Here is a 19382-nt window from a genome sequence, read left to right as displayed (position 1 = left end):
CTCCCTCGGAGTCCGCCTCCCCGTACGGCTACTCCGTGCGCCGCTCCAGGCGGAACAGGCGGATCTCCCGCTCTATGCGGGACTGATACGTCGCGTACGGCGGCCAGAACTTCAGCACCGCATCCCATGCCGCGGCCCGCTCCTCCCCCGCCAACAGCCGTGCCCTGACCGGAATGTCCGCGCCCTGCCAGTTGACGTCGGCATCCGGATGGGCGATGAGGTTGCCGGTCCAGACGGGGTGTCCCGGGCGCCCGAAGTTGGAGCCGATGAGGATCCAACTCCCCTTTTCCTCCGGCATACAGGCCAGGGGAGTGCGCCGCGGAAGCCCGCTCTTGGCGCCGCGCACCGTCAGGATCACCCCCGGCAGCATCTTCGCGCTGAGCAGCACCTTGCCGCGCGTGAGGCGGTGCACCGTGCGGTCCATCGCGGGGATGAAGTGCGGGGCGATCTTCGCGAAGGTCCGGGTGGACGACATCTTCTGCATCAGACGGACACCGGGCGGCATCAGACGGCCGCCTTCGGCTGCGCTGCGGGCTCCGGTGTCTTCGCCTGCGCTTCGGACGTCGGCGCCTTCGGCCGCGCCGCGGGCTCCGGTGCCGTCACCGTGGTGAACAGCTCGGCCCGTTCCGCCGCGCGCGCCCGCAGCCGGTGCACGGGCCCGAAGAGCAGCTCGTCGCTGGACGCCCGCTTGAAGTACAGATGCGCCTCGTGCTCCCAGGTGAACCCGATGCCGCCGTGCAGCTGCACGGCCTCCGACGCGGCGGTCCGCAGCGCGTCGAGCGACTGCGCGAGCGCGAGGCCTCCCGCCTGCTCCGAGCCGGTCCCCGCGGCCCACGCCGCGTAGTACGCCGCCGACCGCGCGGCCTGCACCTGCACGTACACATCCGCGAGCCGGTGTTTGACGGCCTGGAAGGACCCGATCGCCCGCCCGAACTGCTCGCGCTGCTTGACGTATTCGACGGTCCGCTCCAGCGCCCGGTCCGCCGCGCCCACCGCTTCCGCGGCGAGCACGGTGGCGGCGCCGTCACCGGCCGCGGCCAGCGCGCCCGGCACATCGGCGTCATCGGCGTCGCCGAGCAACTCTGCTTCCACGTCGCGCAGTTCGACGCGGGCCTGCGGCCTGGTCTCGTCGAGGGAGGTCTGCCGGGTCCTCACGAGCCCCGCGGCGCCCTCGCGCACGAGATAGAGGAGCGTACGGGAACGGGCGAAGCCCCCCGTGTGCGCGGCGACGACGAGCAGCCCCGCGCTGTGCCCGTCGAGGACCTGCTCGGCCTGGCCATAAAGCCGCCAGACGCCGTCCGAGAGCTTGGCCTGCACGCCGCCCGCACGGCCGCCGCCCGACCAGTCGCCGAGGTTGTCCCCGACGAGGCCGAGCGCGGTGGCGAGTCCGGTGCCGGGCACGGCGAGCGCGGCGGTCAGGCCGCCCGCCGCGATGCGGGGCAGCAGCTCCGACCGCTGCTCGTCGGTGCCGAGGCGCTCAAGGAGCGGGACGACAAGGGCCGCGGTGGCGAAGAGAGGCGAGGGGGCGAGGGCCCGGCCGAGCTCCTCGCTGCTGAGGGCGAGCTCCGCCGGGCCGCACCCCACGCCCCCGTACGTCTCGGGGATGGCGATGCCGGGCAGACCGAGCTGTTCGGCGAGGGCGGACCAGAGGGCCGCGTCATATCCGGCGGGGGTGCGGACCGCGGCCTTCACCTCGCCTTGACCGCAGCGTTTGGTGACGAGCTCACGAAGGGTGCGGCGGATTTCTTCCTGCTCCGCGGTGAAGGCGGCGTCCATCGGCGGGCTCCTCCCCCGGGTCGCGGCCGTGCCCCTCGGCGCCGTGCACGAGGGCGAGCCGTCCCGGATCTGACGGGCCGTCATGCTAAGACGGCGCCCGCCAGATGCACAGGGCCGCGACGCCACGTAACCCCTCCCTTGACCCCTCCCTTGGTCAACCAAATCTGATGTACCGTCAGATTCATGCCAACTCCCCTCCCTCCACGCCCTGGTGAGACGTCGGCCCCTGGTGAGACGTCGGCCGGTGCGGGCTCGGCGGCGACCCGCCCGCGCAAGGTGGCCGTCGTCGGCATATCCCTCTCCGACTGCGGCCGCGTCGACGAGGCCACTCCCTACGCCCTGCACGCCCAGGCGGCCCGCCGCGCCCTGGCCGACTCGGGCCTCGGCCGCGGGGTCATCGACGGCGTCGCGTCCGCGGGCCTGGGCACCCTCGCCCCGGTCGAGGTCGCCGAGTACCTCGGCCTGAAGCCGCGCTGGGTCGACTCCACCTCCGTCGGCGGCTCCACCTGGGAGGTCATGGCTGCCCACGCGGCGGACGCGATCGCCGCGGGGCGCGCCAACGCCGTACTGCTCGTGTACGGATCGACGGCCAGGGCGGACATCAAGGCGAGGCGGCGCACGTCGAACCTGTCGTTCGGCGCACGCGGACCCCTCCAGTTCGAGGTCCCCTACGGCCACTCCCTGATCTCCAAGTACGCGATGGCCGCGCGCCGCCACATGTACGAGTACGGCACGACCCTCGAACAGCTCGCCTCGGTCGCGGTCCAGGCACGGGCGAACGCCGCGACCAACCCGGACGCGATGTACCGCGACCCGATCACGGTCGACGAGGTCCTGGCAGGCCCGATGATCGCGGACCCGTTCACCAAGCTGCACTGCTGCATACGTTCCGACGGCGGATGCGCGGTGCTCCTCGCGGCGGAGGAGTACGTCGCCGACTGCGCCTCGACGCCGGTCTGGGTGCTCGGCACCGGTGAGCACGTCTCGCACACGACCATGTCGGAGTGGGAGGACTTCACGGTCTCCCCGGCGGCGGTGAGCGGACGCCTGGCGTTCGAGCGGGCGGGAGTGCGCCCCGAGGACGTCGACGTGGCGGAGATCTACGACGCCTTCACCTATATGACCCTGGTGACCCTTGAGGACCTGGGGTTCTGCGCGAAGGGCGAGGGCGGCGCGTTCGTGGAGAAGGGCCGCCTGCTGCGGGACGGCGAACTGCCGACGAACACGGACGGCGGCGGTCTCTCCGCCCAACACCCGGGAATGCGCGGCCTGTTCCTGCTGGTGGAGGCAGTACGACAGCTGCGCGGCGAGGCAGGCGAAGGCCGCCAGGTGCACAAGGCGGGAGGGAGGCTCCCGGAGGTGGCGGTGGCGTCGGGTACGGGCGGCTGGTTCTGCTCGTCGGGGACGGTGGTGCTCGGCCGGGGGTAGCGCGGCCGCCCCTGCTGCCCGCCGGGCTCGCGGCCGCTCCCGTAGATTCGCCGGATGGACGACTCCGACACCAGGCCCGACGACACCGCCCACGGCCGCGCCCTCCTGCGCGCCCTCCGCGTCTGGGACACCGAACTGCCCGCCTTCGACCCGTCGACCGCCCCCGCCGACCCGCTCCCCCTGTTCTGGCAGTGGTTCGTGGACGTGGCCGCAGCGGGCCAGGTGGAGCCGCACACGATGACCCTGGCCACGGCGGACGAGTCGGGCCGCCCCGACGTACGGACGCTGATGCTGCACGACGCGGACGCAGCGGGCTGGCACTTCGGCTCGCACGCGGGCAGCGCGAAGGGCCGCCAGCTCGCGGCCCGCCCCGAGGCCGCGCTCGGCTTCTACTGGCCCGTACAGGGCCGCCAGGTCCGGGTGCGGGGCCGGGTCACGACGGCGAGCGCCATCGAGAGCCGCGAGGACCTCGCACGCCGTTCGCCCGGAGCGCTGGCGTCGGCACTGGTGGGCAGGCAGAGCGAAGTGCTGCCGTCGTACGGGGATCTGGTGGCCGCGAGCCAGGCCGCCTGGGAGCACGCGCAGGCGGAACCGGACGCCCCGGCGCCGAGCTGGACCCTGTACGTGCTCGAACCGGCGGAGGTCGAGTTCTTCCAGGGCGAGGCGCGACGCCGGCACGTGCGGCTGCGGTACCGGCGGGAGACGGACGGAAGCTGGGCCAAGGAGCTGCTGTGGCCGTGAGGGCCGGAGCGTGACGATGAAGAAGGTCAGCGCGTGAAGCTGTACTGCGTGAAGTCCCGCACCGGGCGGAAGCCGAGCCGCTGATAGAGCTCGTTGCTCGTGGGATTGCCGACATCGGTGAAGAGCAGCACCTCGTCCGCACCCGCCGCGAGCGCGGCGCGGCTCACCGCGACGGTGACCGCGCCCGCGTAGCCGCGCCCGCGCAGGCCTGCGGGGGTGAAGACGGGGGCGACCCGGACCTGGCCCGCGACCTTGCGGGTGTTGCCCGCCATGGCGACGGGGGTGCCGTCGGGGCTCTCCCAGAGGGTGACACCTCCGTAGGCGATGCGGGCGTCGGCCCACTCGCCCGCGTCCATCGCGCCTTTCTCCCCGATGGCCTCGTGGAACTCCCCGTGCCAGCGCGCGAGCAGCGCCCGGTCGGCGCCGGTGGCCACGCGCGCACTGCCTGCCGGTGAGGGCTCGGGCGGGGTGAGGGTGCCGAGCCGGTACAGCCGCTGGGGGAAGCTGACGGCGGCCCTGACGTGCGTCCGCCGCTGCCAGGCGGCCGAAAACGTGGCGGCGGTGGCGCTCTCGGCGCCGACCCCGGGCAGTGCGAGGCCCGCGTCGGCGAGCACTCCGGCGAGTTCCTCTGCGGCATCGTCGGCGAGCGGGCTCAGCGCGAGGAGGTGCGGCGGGGTCCACAGAAAGGCACCGCTCACGCCTCCGCCACCGCTCGCCCCGCCTATGCCCTCGCCATCGCTCGCCCCACCCACGCCATTGCCACCGGTGCGGATCCCGAAGAGGGGATCTTCCGCCCCGTACACATGGAGCCCGCGCGTACGCAGCATGTCGGTGACGCTGAGCAGCGCGGTGTGCAGGGCGGGCACCGAGTGCAGGAAGGTCGCCGCGCGGGAGTGGAACTCGTCGAGGTCGGAGGTCAACTGCCAGCCGGGACGCGGAGAGGAGGCCATGGGCCATGATCCCGCGTGCGGCACCTCAGCAGAAGCGGATTACGGCGCACTCCGGAACACCGGCACCGTCACACCCGCGCCCTCCCGCTCCCCCACCTCACGGAACGCGACCTCCAGCGCCATCCCGATCCGCAGCTCGCCCTCCTCGCAGTCGACGATCTCCGTCATCATGCGCGGGCCTTCGGCGAGGTCGACGACAGCGGCGACGTAAGGGACGCGGGAGCCGAACGGCGGCAGGTCGTTCCGGTGCACCACGGACCAGGTGTAGAGCGTGGCGTGGCCGCTCGCCCGCTCCCAGCCGCCCTCCTCGCTCCAGCAGTGCGGGCAGAACTCGCGCGGGTAGTGGTGCGCCTTGCCGCAGCCGCCGCAGCGGCGGATCAGGAGGTGCCCCTCGGCCGCCGCGTCCCAGTAGGGGCGGGTGAAGGCGTCGGGCTCGGGGAGGTCGTAGCGCGGGCTCGCGGGGCTCGTAGTGCTCACAGGAACAGTCCCATCGCGTCTCCGGACAACAACTTCTGACGGTACGTCAGTTCAGCGCATGCCCGGCACGTGCGCAAGAGACGTACGCAAGAGGCCGTACGCCGCGTGGGCCCCGCGACGTGGCGCGAAGCCCACGGACGGAGGGCCCGCCGCGTACACCCGTGATCAATTCGCAACCGGTTTGGGGCTTGACCGTCCCCCATCAAGTGACCACGTGATTACTCTCAGGTTCATGGCCGACACCACTCCCCCACAAACGCCACACCAGGACCGCCCCGTGTACGTCGTCGGCGGCGGACCCGGCGGGCTCTCCGTGGCGGCCGCTCTGCGTGCGCGCGGCGTCCGCGCGGTCGTCCTCGAGAAGTCCGACCGGGTCGGCGCCTCCTGGCGCACGCACTACGACCGCCTGCGCCTGCACACGACGCGCCGCCTCTCCGCACTGCCGGGGCTCGCGATACCGCGCGCCTTCGGACGGTGGGTGTCACGTGACAACGTCCTGCGCTACCTGGAGAAGTACGCCGAGTTCCACGAACTGGAGATCGTCACCGGAGTCGAGGTCTCCCGCCTGGAGCGGTCTGCCGACGGCACCGGCTGGCTGCTGCACGCCAGCGGCGGCCGGGAGTTGACCGGCAGCGCGGTCGTGATCGCCACCGGCCACAATCACACGCCCCGCCTGCCGGACTGGCCCGGCCGCGACACGTACACGGGCGAGCTCCTGCACGCGAGCTCCTATCGCGACCCGCGCCCCTACGAGGGCAAGGACGTCCTGGTCGTGGGCGTCGGCAACACCGGCGCCGAGATCGCCGTCGACCTCGTCGAGGGCGGCGCCGCGCGTGTCCGCCTCGCGGTGCGCACCGCGCCGCACATCGTCCGCCGCTCCACGGCGGGGTGGCCCGCGCAGCGCACGGGCATCCTCTGCCGCAGGCTGCCCGTCGCGCTGGTGGACCGGCTCGCGGGCCCGATCGCCAGGATCAGCGTCCCCGACCTGTCCGCGCGAGGGCTGCCCCGCCCCGCCACCGGCCTGTACTCCCGGGTCAGGGAAGGGGCGATCCCGGTGCAGGACGTGGGACTGATCGACGCGGTACGCAAGGGCAAGGTCGAACCGGTCGCGGCCGTCGAGTCCTTCGAGGACGGCAAGGTCGTCCTGGCCGACGGCACGCCGATCGCCCCCGACGCCGTCATCGCGGCCACGGGCTACCGCCGCGCCCTGGAGCCGCTCGTCGGCGACCTCGGCGTACTCGACGCGAAGGGCGCCCCCGTCGTCCGCGGCGCCCGCACCTCGAAGTCGGCCCCCGGCCTCTACTTCACCGGCTTCACGAACCCCATCAGCGGAATGCTGCGCGAGATGGCGCGGGACGCGGAGAAGATCGCGAAGGCGGTGGCGAGGACGCTGGGCACGGGCCACTGACAAGGCCGAGCGAAGTCCGCTGCGGCCAGGAGGGCGCCCCGAAGGGGCGCAGAAAACTGCGCGACCAGCCACGATGGCGCCGCAGACACCCCACGACCTTCGCAGGACGCCCCGTTGGCCGGTACTGCCCCCTTCCGGAATCCCGCCCCCCGGAAGGGGGAATAGCGCCCCACGGCACCTGGGTACTGCTAAAGGGTCGCCCCACTCTTTGCGTGCAGCACTGTTCCTGACACAGCGTCAGTTAAGTAATCTGACTATGCGTCAGTTGCATTCCTTCACCCAGGAGCGGGCGGACCGATGCTTGGATCGACATACGGCACCTTCACCACCGACCCCCGCCGCGCGCGTGTTGTGGCCTGCGGCGAAGCCCCGGCACCCGCCGTCCACGGACGGGCCGCCACCGCGGACGACCTGGACGTGAGCGGTCGCCCCCTGCACGCCGAAGTACCGGATCTGGACCGGTTCTTCCGCCCCGAGTCCGTCGCCGTCATCGGCGCGTCGGACGCCGAAGGGCGGCCGAACACCGGCATCACGCGGCAGCTCATGGACTGGGCCGAGCGAGGCGGCGCCCGGCTGCATCCCGTGCACCCCACCCGGCAGTCCGTCTTCGGCACACCCTGCTTCCCCTCCGTCGCGGACCTGCCGGAACAGGTCGATCTGGCCGTACTCCTCGTCAGTGACCCCCTTCCCGTGATCGAGGAACTCGCCGAGTCCAAGGTGAAGTTCGCCGTCGCGTTCGCCTCCGGCTTCGCCGAGACCGGCGAGGAGGGCGCGGCCGCCCAGGCCCGCCTCGCCGCCGCCGTGGAGCGCTCGGGGCTGCGGTTGCTCGGGCCCAACACCAACCTCAACGCCTTCGAGAAGTTCCGCGACGACCTCGAAGGACCGGCGATCGCCCTGATCACCCAGTCCGGCCACCAGGGCCGCCCCGTCTTCACGATGCAGGAGATCGGCGTACGCCTCTCGCACTGGGCGCCCACCGGCAACGAAGCCGACCTGGAGACCTCCGACTTCATCTCCTACTTCGCCGAGCGCCCCGAGGTCGGCGCCATCGCCTGCTACGTCGAGGGCCTCAAGGACGGCCGCTCCTTCCTGCTCGCCGCCGACCGCGCCGCCCAGCGCGGCGTGCCCGTCGTCGCGGTCAAGGTCGGCCGCACCGAGACCGGCGCCCGCATGGCCGCCTCACATACCGGCAAGCTCACCGGCGCCGACACGGTCGTCGACGCGGCGATGCGGCAGTACGGCGTGATCCGCGTGGACGGGCTCGACGAACTCCAGGACACGTCCGCCCTGTTGGCACGCGCGAGGCCTCCGCGGGCCGAGGGCGTCGTCGTCTATTCGATCTCGGGCGGCACGGGCGCGCACTTCTCGGACCTGGCGACCGAGGCGGGGCTGCCGCTGCCCGCCCTCTCGGACGCCAAGCAGGCTCAGCTGCACCAGTGGATACCGGACTACCTGAACGTCGCCAACCCCGTCGACAACGGCGGTCACCCGGTGGGCGACTGGCGCGGCCGCAAGATCATCGACGCGATCCTGGACGACCCGGAGGTGGGGGTGCTGATCTGTCCGATCACCGGCCCCTTCCCGCCGATGAGCGACAAGCTGGCGCAGGACCTGGTGGACGCGGCGGAGCAGACGGACAAGCTGATCTGCGTGGTGTGGGGCTCGCCCGTGGGCACCGAGGAGGCCTACCGCACGACGCTGCTCGGCTCCTCGCGCGTCGCCACCTTCCGCACCTTCGCCAACTGCATCACGGCGGTGCGCGCCTATCTGGACCACCACCGGTTCACGACCCGCTACCGCTCCCCCTTCGCCGACGCGCCCCGCACGGCCTCGCCCTCCTTCCGCAAGGCCCAGGCCCTGATGCGGTCCGGTCAGCAGCTGAGCGAGCACGCGGCGAAGCAACTGCTGCGCGCGTACGGGATTCGCGTACCGCGCGAGCAGTTGGTGACCAGTGCGGCGGCTGCCGTGCGGGCGGCGGGGCTCGTCGGCTACCCGGTGGTGATGAAGGCGTCCGGGGCGCACCTTGCCCACAAGAGTGAACTGGGCCTGGTGAAGATCGGCCTGACCTCGGCCAGCCAGGTCCGCGACGCCTATCGGGAGCTGACCGACATCGCACGCTACGAAGGGATCGCGCTGGACGGCGTACTGGTCTGCCAGATGGTGGAGCGGGGCGTCGAGATGGTCGTCGGCGTCACCCAGGACGAGCTGTTCGGACCGACGGTGACCGTCGGGCTCGGGGGTGTCCTTGTCGAGGTCCTGCGGGACGTGGCCGTGCGGGTGCCGCCCTTCGGGGAGGACCAGGCGTTGACGATGCTCTCTGAGCTGCGCGGAAGGCCGTTGCTTGACGGGGTCCGTGGGGCGCCCCCCGCCGACATCGATGCGCTCGTCGAAGTCGTCTTGCGGGTACAGAGGATGGCCCTTGAGCTTGGCGATGAGCTGGCGGAGCTGGATATCAACCCCCTGATGGTGTTGCCGCGGGGGCAGGGGGCTGTCGCGCTGGACGCCTTGGCCGTCTGCCGGTGAGTTGGTTCTCAGGACGCCGCTTCGCGGCGAATCCTTCCCGCCCACCCACCCGAATACCCCGCAGCGAAATGGAGTCCGTACCCGCATGACACCCTCCCCCGAAGCCGCGACTGATCCCCTCGACTCATTGGTACTCCACGCCACTGACAACGGCGTCTCATGGATCACCCTCAACCGCCCCGAAGCCATGAACGCCGTCACCTGGGACCAGCGCGAACGCGTCATCTCGCTCCTCGCCGCGGCCTCCGCGGACCCCGCCGTCCGCGCCGTCGTCATCACCGCCACCGGCAAGGGCTTCTGCGCGGGCGCCGACCTGCGCGGAGCGCCGAGCACCGCCGAGCGTGTGCCCGGTGACGTGGCCCGCACGATCAGGCTCGGTGCCCAGCGCCTCATCGCCGCCGTCCTGGACTGCGAGAAGCCGGTGATCGCCGCGGTGAACGGGACCGCGGCCGGGATCGGCGCCCATCTCGCGTTCGCCTGCGATCTCGTCATCGCCGCCGAACAGGCCAAGTTCATCGAGGTGTTCGTGCGCCGCGGCCTGGTGCCCGACGGCGGCGGCGCCTATCTGCTGCCCCGTCTCATCGGGCCGCAGCGGGCCAAGGAGCTGATGTTCTTCGGGGATTCCGTCCCGGCGGCGGACGCCGAACGGCTCGGGCTCGTCAACCGCGTCGTAGCCGCCGGCGAGCTGGAGAAGACGGCCCGCGCCTGGGCGGAGCGCCTCGCGGCAGGGCCGACCCGCGCCATCGCCATGACCAAGCAACTGGTCAACGCCGCTCTCGAATCGGACCGCGCGACGGCCTTCGCCGCCGAGGCCGCGGCGCAGGAGATCAACATGACGACGGCCGACGCGAACGAGGGCGTGGCCAGCTTCGTGGAGCGCCGTTCACCTTCGTACGAGGGCCGCTGAGACCCCGCCCGGTCGTCAGAGGCCGAAGAGGGCCGATGCGCCGCGTCCCCGCCCTTCCAATCTGACGACCCGTCAGCTTCAATGGCTGGTGTGATGGGACATGCAGGGATGGCGGCCACCGCCCTCCGATACCTCAGGTCGGTCGGCGAACCGACCACCACAGGCCCGGTCGAAGCCCTGCCGCGCCCGCAGCTGCGGGCCGTCGGCGAGGACGAGCGTGCGCCGCTCGACGCGGGCGAATTCCGGCGGGTCCTTGGGAACTTCGCGACCGGCGTGACCGTGATCACGGCACCGGCGTGCGAAGGCGATCCCGGCCCTGCCGGGTTCGCCTGTCAGTCCTTCTCCTCGCTCTCCCTCGACCCGCCCCTCGTCTCGTTCATGGTCGCGCGTACGTCGACGACGTGGCCGCGCATCGCGCGCGCGGGCGTCTTCTGCGTCAACGTCCTCGGCGCCGAACAGGGCGCGCTCTGCCGCGGCTTCGCGGTGAGCGGCGCCGACAAGTTCGCCGGGGTGGACTTCGACGCCGCGCCCGTCACCGGCTCGCCCCGCCTGGCCGGCGTACCGGCCTGGATCGACTGCACGATCCAGGCGGTGCACACCGGGGGCGACCACTTGATCGTGGTCGGCCGGGTGGACGCCCTCGGCGCCACCGATGACGGCGAACCGCTCCTGTTCCACCGGGGCAAGTTCGGCAGGTTCGCCCCGTGAGTGACACATCCGCTAGCTGAGTACGGTCCGCGGCTCCGGCTCCCCGTCACCGGCCCGCCGGATGACCAGGGCCATCAGCGCGGCCGCCGCGCACAGCGCCCCCGAGGCGATCCACATCACGTCGTACGTCCCGAACTTGTCCCGCGCGACGCCGCCGATGACGGCCACGAGCGCGGCACCCACCTGGTGCGATGCGAGTACCCAGCCGAAGACGATGGCGCTGTCGTCGCCGTACTGCTCGCGGCACAGGGCCAGGGTCGGCGGCACGGTCGCCACCCAGTCGAGGCCGTAGAAGACGATGAAGAAGATCATCGACGGGTGCACGGTCGAAGTGAGCAGCAGCGGCAGGAAGAGCAGCGAGACGCCGCGCAGCGCGTAGTACACGGCGAGCAGCCGCCGCGCGTCGAAGCGGTCCGTGAACCAGCCGGACGCGATCGTGCCCACGATGTCGAAGACGCCGATGACGGCGAGCAGCGACGCGGCCGCCGGGACCGGCATGCCCTCGTCGTGCGCGGCGGGCACGAAGTGCGTCTGGATGAGCCCGTTCGTCGAGGCGCCGCAGATGGCGAAGGTCCCGGCGAGCAGCCAGAACGGTCCGGTGCGGGCCGCCTTGAACAGCACGGTGACCGCGCGCCGCGCGGCCCCCGTCGCGGGCGGCGGCTTCTCCACGAACTCCGTGGCACCGTACGGCTTCAGGCCCACGTCCGCGGGATGGTCGCGCAGCAGCAGCCACACGAACGGGACGACGACGAGCGCCGCGAGGGCGACGGTCACCGCGGCGGGCCGCCACTTGTAGGCCTCCACCATCCAGGCGAGCACCGGCAGGAAGATCAGCTGCCCGGACGCGGAGGCCGCGGTCAGGATGCCGGTGACGAGTCCGCGCCGCGTGGTGAACCACCGGTTGGTGACGGTGGCGGCGAAGGCCAGCGCCATCGACCCCGACCCGAGACCGACGAGCAGCCCCCAGCACAGCAGCAGCTGCCAGGCGGACTCCATCCACACGGTGAGCCCGGACCCGAGCGCGATCACGACGAGAGCGACCGCCACCACCCGCCGGATGCCGAAGCGGTCCATCAGCGCGGCGGCGAACGGCGCGGTGAGCCCGTACAGCGCGAGGTTGATGGAGACCGCGAGGCCGATCGTGCCGCGCGACCAGTCGAACTCCTCGTGCAGCGGATCGATGAGCAGGCCCGGCAGGGACCGGAACGCCGCGGCGCCGATGATCGTCACGAAGGTGACGGCGGCGACGAACCATGCCCGGTGGATACGGCGCCGCTGCCGCGGCACCTCCACGAGGGCCTCGACCGGCTGATTCACGTCTGTCTGGTTCACGACAACAGCATCCGGCCCTTGCCGCGCCCGATCGAGTGGCCCAAAGGACAGCATTAGCTAGAATCGGGCCATGACAGCCCCCGCGACCGGCACCCCGAGGCCCGCCAGGACCACCCCGACCACTCGCCACCGCGTGGTGGTCCTGGCCCTGGACGGCGTCATCCCCTTCGAGCTCGGCATCCCGCAGCGGATCTTCGGCCGCGCGCGTACGGCCGACCACGAGCTCCTCTACGAAGTCGTCACGGCGTCCGTCCGGCCCCCGGGCCCGGTGCGCACCGACGCCGACTTCGCGATCCTCGTGGAGAACGGCCCGGAGTGCCTGGCCGACGCCGACACGGTCGTGGTCCCGGCGTCGTACGAACTGGGTCCGGTCTACGAGGAAGGCCGCCTGACCGCCGACCTCGCGGCGGCCCTGGCCCACATCAAGCCGGGCACACGCCTGATCTCCATCTGCACGGGCGGGTACGTCCTCGCCGCCGCGGGCTATCTCGACGGCCGCACCGCGACGACGCACTGGTCGTCGGCGGAGCACTTCCAGCGTCTTTTCCCGCGGATCACCGTGGACCCGGACGTCCTGTTCATCGACGACGGAGACGTCCTGACGTCGGCGGGCGTGGCGGCGGGCCTCGACCTCTGCCTCCATGTCGTACGCGGCGACCACGGGGCGGCGGTCGCCAACGAGGTCGCCCGCCGTACGGTGGTGCCGCCGCACCGGGACGGCGGCCAGGCGCAGTACATCCAACGCCCTGTCCCGGAGCTGCAGTTGGCCACGACTACCTCGGCGCGTGCGTGGGCGCTCGGTCACCTCCACGAGCCGATCCAGCTCCGCGACATGGCGGATCAGGAATCCATGTCCGTACGCACCTTCACGCGCCGTTTCCGTGAGGAGGCGGGGGTCAGCCCCGGGCAGTGGCTGGCGCAGCAGCGGGTCGAGCGGGCCCGTCACCTTCTGGAGTCCAGCGACCTCTCCGTCGACCAGGTCGCCCGTGACGCGGGCTTCGGCACGGCCCAGTCCATGCGGGCGCACTTGCAGGCGGCCCTGGGCGTGACCCCCACGGCCTACCGCCGAACGTTCCGCGAAGGCGTGCCCGCCGGGCCTGTGCGGTGACCCTCTCCCCCCGCAACCACTCGCCCCCGAACAAGCCTCTCCCACCCACCCGCCCGTAACCCCGCATCCGCCCCCTGCCGAACAGGCCTTTCCCGCCCACCCGCCCGATTGCCCCGCAGCGACCGACGATTGGCTGCAGTCGGGAGCGCGCGTGAGGGGACGTGCCGGTATGTCCGCCCGGAGCACGGTTCGCGGCGCTCCCTCGCCGAAGGAAGTGCACGGCCACCGGACGATAGCGAGGACGGACATACCGGCGCGGCCCCGCACCCACAACAGACCCGCACCGCACCCGCAGCACCGCACCGGCCCACCGCACCCGCCTCAGAACGTCAGCACCCCCCGCGCCACCCGCCCCGCCTCCGCATCCCCCACCGCCTTCGCGAAGTCCTCCACCGGGTACGTCTCCGTCACCAGTTCGTCCAGCAGCAGCCGCCCCTCCCGGTACAGCTCCGCGTACAGCGCGAAGTCCCGCTGCGGCCGCGCCGAACCGTAGCGGCAGCCCAGGATCGACTTGTCCAGGAACAGGGACGAGACCAGGAACGACGCCTCGGCCGTGGCCGGCGGCACGCCGAGCAGCACCGCCTGGCCATGCCGGTCAAGGAGGTCGATCGCCTGGCGGATCAGCTCGACCCGCCCCACGCACTCGAACACATGGTCAGCCCCCGTCGGCAGAAGCTCCCGCACGCCCTCCGCCTGCGCCGACAAGAAGAAGTGCGTGGCCCCGAACTGCCGCGCCACGCCCTCCTTCTCGGGGTTCGCGTCCACGGCCACGATCCGCGTCGCCCCGCCGATCCTCGCCCCCTGCAGCACGTTGAGGCCGATCCCCCCGGTCCCGATCACCACCACGCTGTCCCCGCGGTCCACCTTCGCGCGGTTCAAGGCGGCACCGACCCCCGTCACCACCCCGCATCCGATCAACGCCGCCGACGTCAGCGGAATGTCCTCCGGGATCTTCACGGCCTGCACGGCCTTCACCACCGTGCGTTCCGCGAACGCGGAGTTCGCCGCGAACTGGTGGATCGGCTTCCCGCCCCGCGAGAACGGCTGCTCCGGCATCCCGATCGCGCGCCGGCACATCGTCGGCCGCCCCCGGTTGCACTCACCGCAGGTCCCGCAGCTGGCGATGGTCGAAAGGGCCACGTGATCCCCGACCCCCACATGCGTCACCCCCGCACCGACGGCCTCCACCACCCCCGCCCCTTCATGCCCGAGCACCACCGGCGAAGGGAAGGGAATGGTCCCGTCGATCACCGAGAGGTCGCTGTGGCACAGCCCCGCGGCCTTGATCCCGACCAGCACCTCCCCCGGTCCCGGATCCCGTATCTCAAGGTCGTCGACGACCTCGACCCTGCTCCCCTCGGCCCTGCTCCTGTCGAAAACGACACCCCTCATCGCGCCTCCCTCGGCAGGCCGAGCACACGCTCGGCGATGATGTTCCGCTGAATCTCGTCCGAGCCGCCGTAGATGGTGTCGGCCCGCGTGAAGAGGAAGAGCCGCTGCAGGGCGTCCAGTTCGTACGGAGCGCTCTCGCTCCAGTCCCCGGGGCCGACAGCACCCACTGCCCCCCGCACCCCCATGGCCAGCTCCCCCAGCCGCTGATGCCACCCGCCCCACAGCAGCTTGGCCACACTCGGCGCCCCCACGCCGTCACCCGAACTACCTGAACCACCTGAACCACCCGAACCACCCGAACCATCCGACCTGCCCGAACTGCCCAACGTACGCAGCGCGTTCCACCGCATGACCCGCAACTCGGCCCACTGCCGGACCAGCCGATCCCGCAGCACGGGATCCTCGACGGCCCCGCGCTCGACCGCCTCCCGGACAACGCCCCCCAGCTCCTCCGCGAAGCCGATCTGCTGCACGAGCGTGGAGACCCCCCGCTCGAACCCGAGCAGCCCCATGGCCACGCGCCACCCGTTGCCGACGCCGCCCACCACGTGCGAGGCACGCGCGACCGCCCCGTCGAAGAAGACCTCGTTGAACTCGCTCGTCCCCGTCAACTGCCGTATGGGCCGCACCTCGACACGTCCGGGCTGATCCATCGGCACCAGCAGGAACGAGATCCCCCGGTGCCCGACGGACCCCGCCTCGGTCCGCGCAAGCACGAAGCACCAGTCCGCCTCATGGGCCAGCGAGGTCCAGATCTTCTGACCGGTAATCCGGTACGCGTCACCGTCCCGCACCGCCACCGTCCGCAGCCCCGCCAGATCCGACCCGGCCCCGGGCTCGCTGTACCCCTGGCACCACAGCGTCTCCCCGCGTGCGATGGGCGGCAGGAACTCGTCCCGCTGCTCCTGCGTGCCGTGGGCGAGCAGCGTCGGGGCCAGCAGGTTCTCGCCGATGTGCCCATAGCGTCCGGGCGCCCGCGCCCGCGCGTACTCCTCGGCCCACACGACCTGCTGGGTCAGAGTCGCCCGCCGATTCCCGTACACACCCGAGCCCACACCCCCACCCGCACCCGCACCCGCACCCGCACCCGAATCGACACCCGAACCGGCACCCCCCTCCCAACCGAGCCCGATCCACCCGCCCCGCCCCAACTCCCGTTCCCAGGCCCGCCGCTCCCCCGCCCCCTCGTGCTCGCTCCCGGGCCCGCCCCGCCCCACCGCACCGGCGAACACCCCCGCCAGGTGCTCACCGAGCCAGGCGCGCGCCTCCGCGCGGAACTCCTCGTCCTCAGGGCCGAATCCGAACTCCACCGCCCCGCCGCCTACGCGTTCGGCCGGTCTTTGGCGGCGGCGGCCTTCGCCATCGCCTCCAGCTGCGCCAGCATCGGCATCGGGTCGACCCCCACCGTCCCCGGCAGGAAGTCGGCGATCTTCTCCGGGGTCCAGCCGCCCTCGACGTACCCGGCCCGCAGCTCACGCGGCTGCGCCCACACGGCGATCTTCGGGCCCGCGACCGTGTAGACCTGCCCGGTGATCTTCTCCTCCCGCGCCCGGTCGCTCAGCAGATACGTGACCAGCGCGGCCACGTCCTCCGGCTCCCCGATCTCCTTCAGCTCCATGGGCACGTTCGCGGACATCCGCGTCCGCGCGACGGGCGCGACCGCGTTCGCCGTCACCCCGTACTTGTTCAGGCCGAGCGCCGCGCTCCGCACCAGCGAGATGATCCCGCCCTTGGCCGCGCTGTAGTTGGCCTGCGCGACCGACCCCTGGTGGTTGCCGCTGGTGAAGCCGATCAGCGTGCCCGTGCCCTGCTTGCGCATGACCGCCGAAGCGGCACGGAAGACGGTGAACGTGCCCTTCAGGTGCGTGGCGACCACCGGGTCCCACTCCTGCTCGGACATGTTGAAGAGCATCCGCTCGCGCAGGATCCCGGCGACGCACACGACGCCGTCGATGCGCCCGTACTCGGCGAGCGCGACGTCCACGATCCGCTGCCCGCCCGCCATGGTCGAGATGTCGTCGGCCACGGCGACGGCCTCGCCGCCCGCCGCCTGGATCTCCTTGACCACGCCGTCGGCTATCTCACTGGCCGGTTCAGCACCCTCCATGGAGACGCCGTAGTCGTTCACGATCACCTTCGCGCCCTCGGCTGCGGCGGCCAGCGCGACCGCCCTGCCGATGCCACGCCCGGCACCGGTCACGGCAACCACCTTGCCTGCCAAGAAGTTCCCCACGTCCGGCCCCTTCCCGCGGTTTCTGACGGACCGTTAGATTCTATGACCCGTCAGATACCCAAAGACAAGCCCCGGGGAGGACCCATGTCAGACTCGACATCCGCGGAAGCTGCGCCCACAGGCACGGCATCCGCAGACACCACCACCCCCTCCGCCCTGCCACCCGAGTTCCACGACATCGCCAAACGCGTGAACAACTGGGGCCGTTGGGGCTCGGACGACGAGATCGGCACGCTCAACCTCATCACCGACGAGGTCGTACGCGCGGCCGCCGCGGACATCCGGACCGGCCGCCGCATCCCGCTCGCCCTGCCCCTCAAGGAGGACGGCGTCCAGACGGGCCTGATACCCGGCAGGATCAACCCCCTCCACACGATGGTGCAGATCAACCAGGAGCTCTTCGGCCCCGGCACGGTCGCCACCAGCGACGACGCGGTCACGATGGGCCTGCAGACGGCCACCCACTGGGACGCGCTGACCCACGCCGCACACTCGGGGAAGATCTACAACGGCCGCCCGGCGGACACCATCACCGCCCACACCGGCGCCCGGTTCAGCGGCATCGACAAGGTGCCGCACCTCGTCTCGCGCGGCGTCCTGCTCGACGTCGCCCGCGCCAAGGGCGTCGACCGGCTGCCCGGCGACCACGCGGTCACCCCCGAAGACCTCGCGGAGGCCGAGGAGTTCGCGGGGCTCACCGTCCGCGTCGGCGACATCGTCCTCGTACGCACCGGACAGATCCAGACCTACCTGGCGGGCGACAAGCACGCGTACGGCTATCCGTCCCCCGGCCTCTCGATCCGCACCCCGGAGTGGTTCCACGCACGCGATGTCGCGGCGGTCGCCAACGACACCCTGACCTTCGAGATCTTCCCGCCCGAGATCGAGAACCTCTGGCTGCCCGTGCACGCGCTCGACCTGGTCGAGATGGGGATGCTGCAAGGCCAGAACTGGAATCTGGAAAAGTTGTCCACAGCCTGTGCAGAAGTTTCCCGCTACAGCTTCCTGCTCTCCGCGATGCCCGAGCCGTTCATCGGCGGCACGGGAACACCCGTGGCCCCGGTCGCGATTCTGTGAGGCCCTTCCCACACGCCCTGTGAGCCCTGGGATGGCGGCGCCCCGGCTCCCGCCCCGAGCGCGTTGCCGCACGCGCCGCCATCCGGCTCCGGCGCGCAAGTCCTGCCTTCCACGGCCACGAAGGGACCGGCGCCGACTGGCGACCCACATCTCGTCGAGGACCGGGCCACGGCCCCAGGCCACAGACCACCGTCCCTCGACGTCCCCTCGCGGCGAATCGCTGCACACAAGCGTGATCAATCGGACACGGTACGTCAACACCCGTCCGGTGATTAATGAATTATGCCGCTTTTGTTCCGACCGCGCACGGCCGCGCATCGTGGCATGTGACGGCGCATGCGGGCGCCCACCGCGGTCAAGTGACGCTCGGACCGCTGCGTCAGGCCGCTGCGTCAGGCCGCCGCGTTCAGACCGCCGCGTCAGACCGCTTCGTACGCGACGTCTTCGTACGTCGTGCCCTCGAACGCGACCGCCGAGACTCCCGGATCGCACCGGTCAACCTCGCACCAGATGCTCTTTCCCGCGCCCTCGGTCTGCCAGCCCCAGCGATCGGCGAGGCCGTCGACGAGTTCGAGGCCCCGGCCGTTGGTCGCGTCACCGTCCGCGTGCCGTTGCTTCGGCGGACATGCGCTGGCATCGGCGACCTCGACACGGACCGTCCCGGGGCCCGCTCCCGCGGCTCCCGCAGCGCCTGAGGCGCTCGACGCACCCGCGGCCTTCCCTGTGACGTCGGGGGCGTCCGGGAGCCGCATGCGCAGGACAGCCGGACAGCCCGTGTGCACCACCGCGTTGGTGACCAGCTCCGAGATCAACAGGATCAGCGTCTCGGCCAGTGGCTCATCGACCCCTATCCCGGAACAGGCGAGCCGCGAACGCGCCCACCTTCGGGCCCGCCCCACCTCTGCGGGGTCAGGCCTGACCTCCAGCTGAACTTGAAGCACCTGCACCGCTCACACCATCCGAACCGGCGGACACATCGCCTCGCGACTCCACAGGGTCACGGAACGTGATCCCCTTGAGAGACAGCATGGTTGACGTTCAGTCACCCCAACAAGCGCTTCAGGCATATTCCAGCGCGAAGGAGTACGCGTGCGGCATACTGTGCGACGCGCGCTGCGGGGGGTCGAACAGGCGGGCATACAGCCCCCTCCTGCACTGCGAACGGCACGCATTGCCGGGCCCGGCGCCGCCTCAGTGGCAACACCGGCATGGCTCGACCTCAGAACCACTCGCATCTCACACAAGGTACCGGAGCGGAAGCCCGACTCCATGCCGTGACGAGTCACGCCTAGGACACAACCCGATATCGACGCTCAGTAGCC

Annotated in this window: 17 protein-coding genes; 8 read left to right on the top strand and 9 right to left on the bottom strand. The window is 71.6% G+C overall.

What is annotated here, in order from left to right; translation table 11 throughout:
- Positions 1-28 precede the first annotated feature (28 nt).
- Together ABZ833_RS22045 and ABZ833_RS22040 are read right to left on the bottom strand one after the other, a co-directional pair.
- The gene (locus tag ABZ833_RS22045) at positions 29-505 is read right to left on the bottom strand and encodes a nitroreductase family deazaflavin-dependent oxidoreductase (protein WP_361049140.1); all 477 of its coding nucleotides are present in this window, start codon (positions 503-505) and stop codon (positions 29-31) included.
- A complete protein-coding gene (locus ABZ833_RS22040) occupies positions 505-1776 on the bottom strand; it encodes an acyl-CoA dehydrogenase family protein (RefSeq protein ID WP_361049138.1) in 1272 nt (423 codons plus the stop codon). The genes ABZ833_RS22045 and ABZ833_RS22040 overlap by 1 nt, the downstream gene beginning before the upstream one ends.
- Positions 1777-1959: 183 nt before the next feature.
- Here ABZ833_RS22040 and ABZ833_RS22035 point away from each other — a divergent pair, with 183 nt between their 5' ends.
- Both ABZ833_RS22035 and ABZ833_RS22030 read left to right on the top strand, forming a co-directional pair.
- Positions 1960-3204 (top strand): acetyl-CoA acetyltransferase, encoded by a 1245-nt coding sequence (locus tag ABZ833_RS22035; protein WP_361049136.1) that lies wholly within the window; start codon positions 1960-1962, stop codon positions 3202-3204.
- A gap of 54 nt (positions 3205-3258) precedes the next feature.
- Positions 3259-3945 (top strand): pyridoxal 5'-phosphate synthase, encoded by a 687-nt coding sequence (locus ABZ833_RS22030; RefSeq protein WP_361049134.1) that lies wholly within the window; start codon positions 3259-3261, stop codon positions 3943-3945.
- A 26-nt stretch (positions 3946-3971) separates the two neighbouring features.
- Here ABZ833_RS22030 and ABZ833_RS22025 read toward each other — a convergent pair whose 3' ends face one another.
- Together ABZ833_RS22025 and ABZ833_RS22020 are read right to left on the bottom strand one after the other, a co-directional pair.
- Positions 3972-4895, bottom strand: coding sequence for a GNAT family N-acetyltransferase (locus ABZ833_RS22025; RefSeq protein ID WP_361049132.1), 924 nt, complete (start codon positions 4893-4895; stop codon positions 3972-3974).
- A gap of 39 nt (positions 4896-4934) precedes the next feature.
- Positions 4935-5372 (bottom strand): Zn-ribbon domain-containing OB-fold protein, encoded by a 438-nt coding sequence (locus ABZ833_RS22020; protein ID WP_361049130.1) that lies wholly within the window; start codon positions 5370-5372, stop codon positions 4935-4937.
- A 232-nt stretch (positions 5373-5604) separates the two neighbouring features.
- Here ABZ833_RS22020 and ABZ833_RS22015 point away from each other — a divergent pair, with 232 nt between their 5' ends.
- The 4 genes from ABZ833_RS22015 to ABZ833_RS22000 all read left to right on the top strand — a co-directional run bounded on the left by ABZ833_RS22015 (position 5605) and on the right by ABZ833_RS22000 (position 10918).
- The gene (locus ABZ833_RS22015; protein WP_361049129.1) at positions 5605-6780 is read left to right on the top strand and encodes an NAD(P)/FAD-dependent oxidoreductase; all 1176 of its coding nucleotides are present in this window, start codon (positions 5605-5607) and stop codon (positions 6778-6780) included.
- Positions 6781-7077: 297 nt separating this feature from the next.
- On the top strand, positions 7078-9303 hold the full coding sequence (locus ABZ833_RS22010; protein ID WP_361049127.1) for an acetate--CoA ligase family protein: 2226 nt from the start codon (positions 7078-7080) through the stop codon (positions 9301-9303).
- A gap of 85 nt (positions 9304-9388) precedes the next feature.
- Positions 9389-10210 carry an enoyl-CoA hydratase-related protein gene (locus ABZ833_RS22005; protein ID WP_361049125.1) on the top strand — a complete coding sequence of 274 codons (822 nt, stop codon included), beginning with the start codon at positions 9389-9391 and terminating at the stop codon, positions 10208-10210.
- Positions 10211-10318: 108 nt separating this feature from the next.
- Positions 10319-10918, top strand: a complete 600-nt coding sequence (locus ABZ833_RS22000) for a flavin reductase family protein (RefSeq protein WP_361049123.1) — start codon at positions 10319-10321, stop codon at positions 10916-10918.
- A 12-nt stretch (positions 10919-10930) separates the two neighbouring features.
- Here ABZ833_RS22000 and ABZ833_RS21995 read toward each other — a convergent pair whose 3' ends face one another.
- Positions 10931-12235, bottom strand: a complete 1305-nt coding sequence (locus tag ABZ833_RS21995; protein WP_361049659.1) for an MFS transporter — start codon at positions 12233-12235, stop codon at positions 10931-10933.
- An 85-nt stretch (positions 12236-12320) separates the two neighbouring features.
- Between ABZ833_RS21995 and ABZ833_RS21990 the strand changes: the two genes are divergently transcribed.
- Positions 12321-13358, top strand: a complete 1038-nt coding sequence (locus tag ABZ833_RS21990; RefSeq protein ID WP_361049121.1) for a helix-turn-helix domain-containing protein — start codon at positions 12321-12323, stop codon at positions 13356-13358.
- A gap of 321 nt (positions 13359-13679) precedes the next feature.
- Here ABZ833_RS21990 and ABZ833_RS21985 read toward each other — a convergent pair whose 3' ends face one another.
- Genes ABZ833_RS21985 through ABZ833_RS21975 form a run of 3 tightly spaced genes read right to left on the bottom strand, consistent with a single transcriptional unit; the run spans position 13680 to position 16983 of the window.
- Positions 13680-14750 (bottom strand): Zn-dependent alcohol dehydrogenase, encoded by a 1071-nt coding sequence (locus ABZ833_RS21985; RefSeq protein WP_361049119.1) that lies wholly within the window; start codon positions 14748-14750, stop codon positions 13680-13682.
- Entirely contained in the window at positions 14747-16060 is a 1314-nt protein-coding gene (locus ABZ833_RS21980; RefSeq protein ID WP_361049116.1) for an acyl-CoA dehydrogenase family protein, read from the bottom strand. The genes ABZ833_RS21985 and ABZ833_RS21980 overlap by 4 nt, the downstream gene beginning before the upstream one ends.
- 11 nt (positions 16061-16071) lie before the next feature.
- Complete coding sequence (locus ABZ833_RS21975; protein WP_361049114.1) at positions 16072-16983, bottom strand: SDR family NAD(P)-dependent oxidoreductase; 912 nt, start codon at positions 16981-16983, stop codon at positions 16072-16074.
- An 84-nt stretch (positions 16984-17067) separates the two neighbouring features.
- Between ABZ833_RS21975 and ABZ833_RS21970 the strand changes: the two genes are divergently transcribed.
- Positions 17068-18060, top strand: coding sequence for a cyclase family protein (locus tag ABZ833_RS21970; RefSeq protein ID WP_361049112.1), 993 nt, complete (start codon positions 17068-17070; stop codon positions 18058-18060).
- Between the two features lie 419 nt (positions 18061-18479).
- On the opposite strand, the gene ABZ833_RS21965 is transcribed toward ABZ833_RS21970, so the two are convergent.
- Positions 18480-19007: an ATP-binding protein gene (locus ABZ833_RS21965; protein ID WP_361049110.1), complete on the bottom strand. Its 528-nt coding sequence runs from the start codon at positions 19005-19007 to the stop codon at positions 18480-18482.
- Positions 19008-19382 lie beyond the last annotated feature (375 nt).

Source organism: Streptomyces sp. NPDC047525, from assembly GCF_040643025.1.
Lineage (GTDB): Bacteria > Actinomycetota > Actinomycetes > Streptomycetales > Streptomycetaceae > Streptomyces > Streptomyces durmitorensis.
This window is presented reverse-complemented; position numbering and strand designations above follow the sequence as displayed.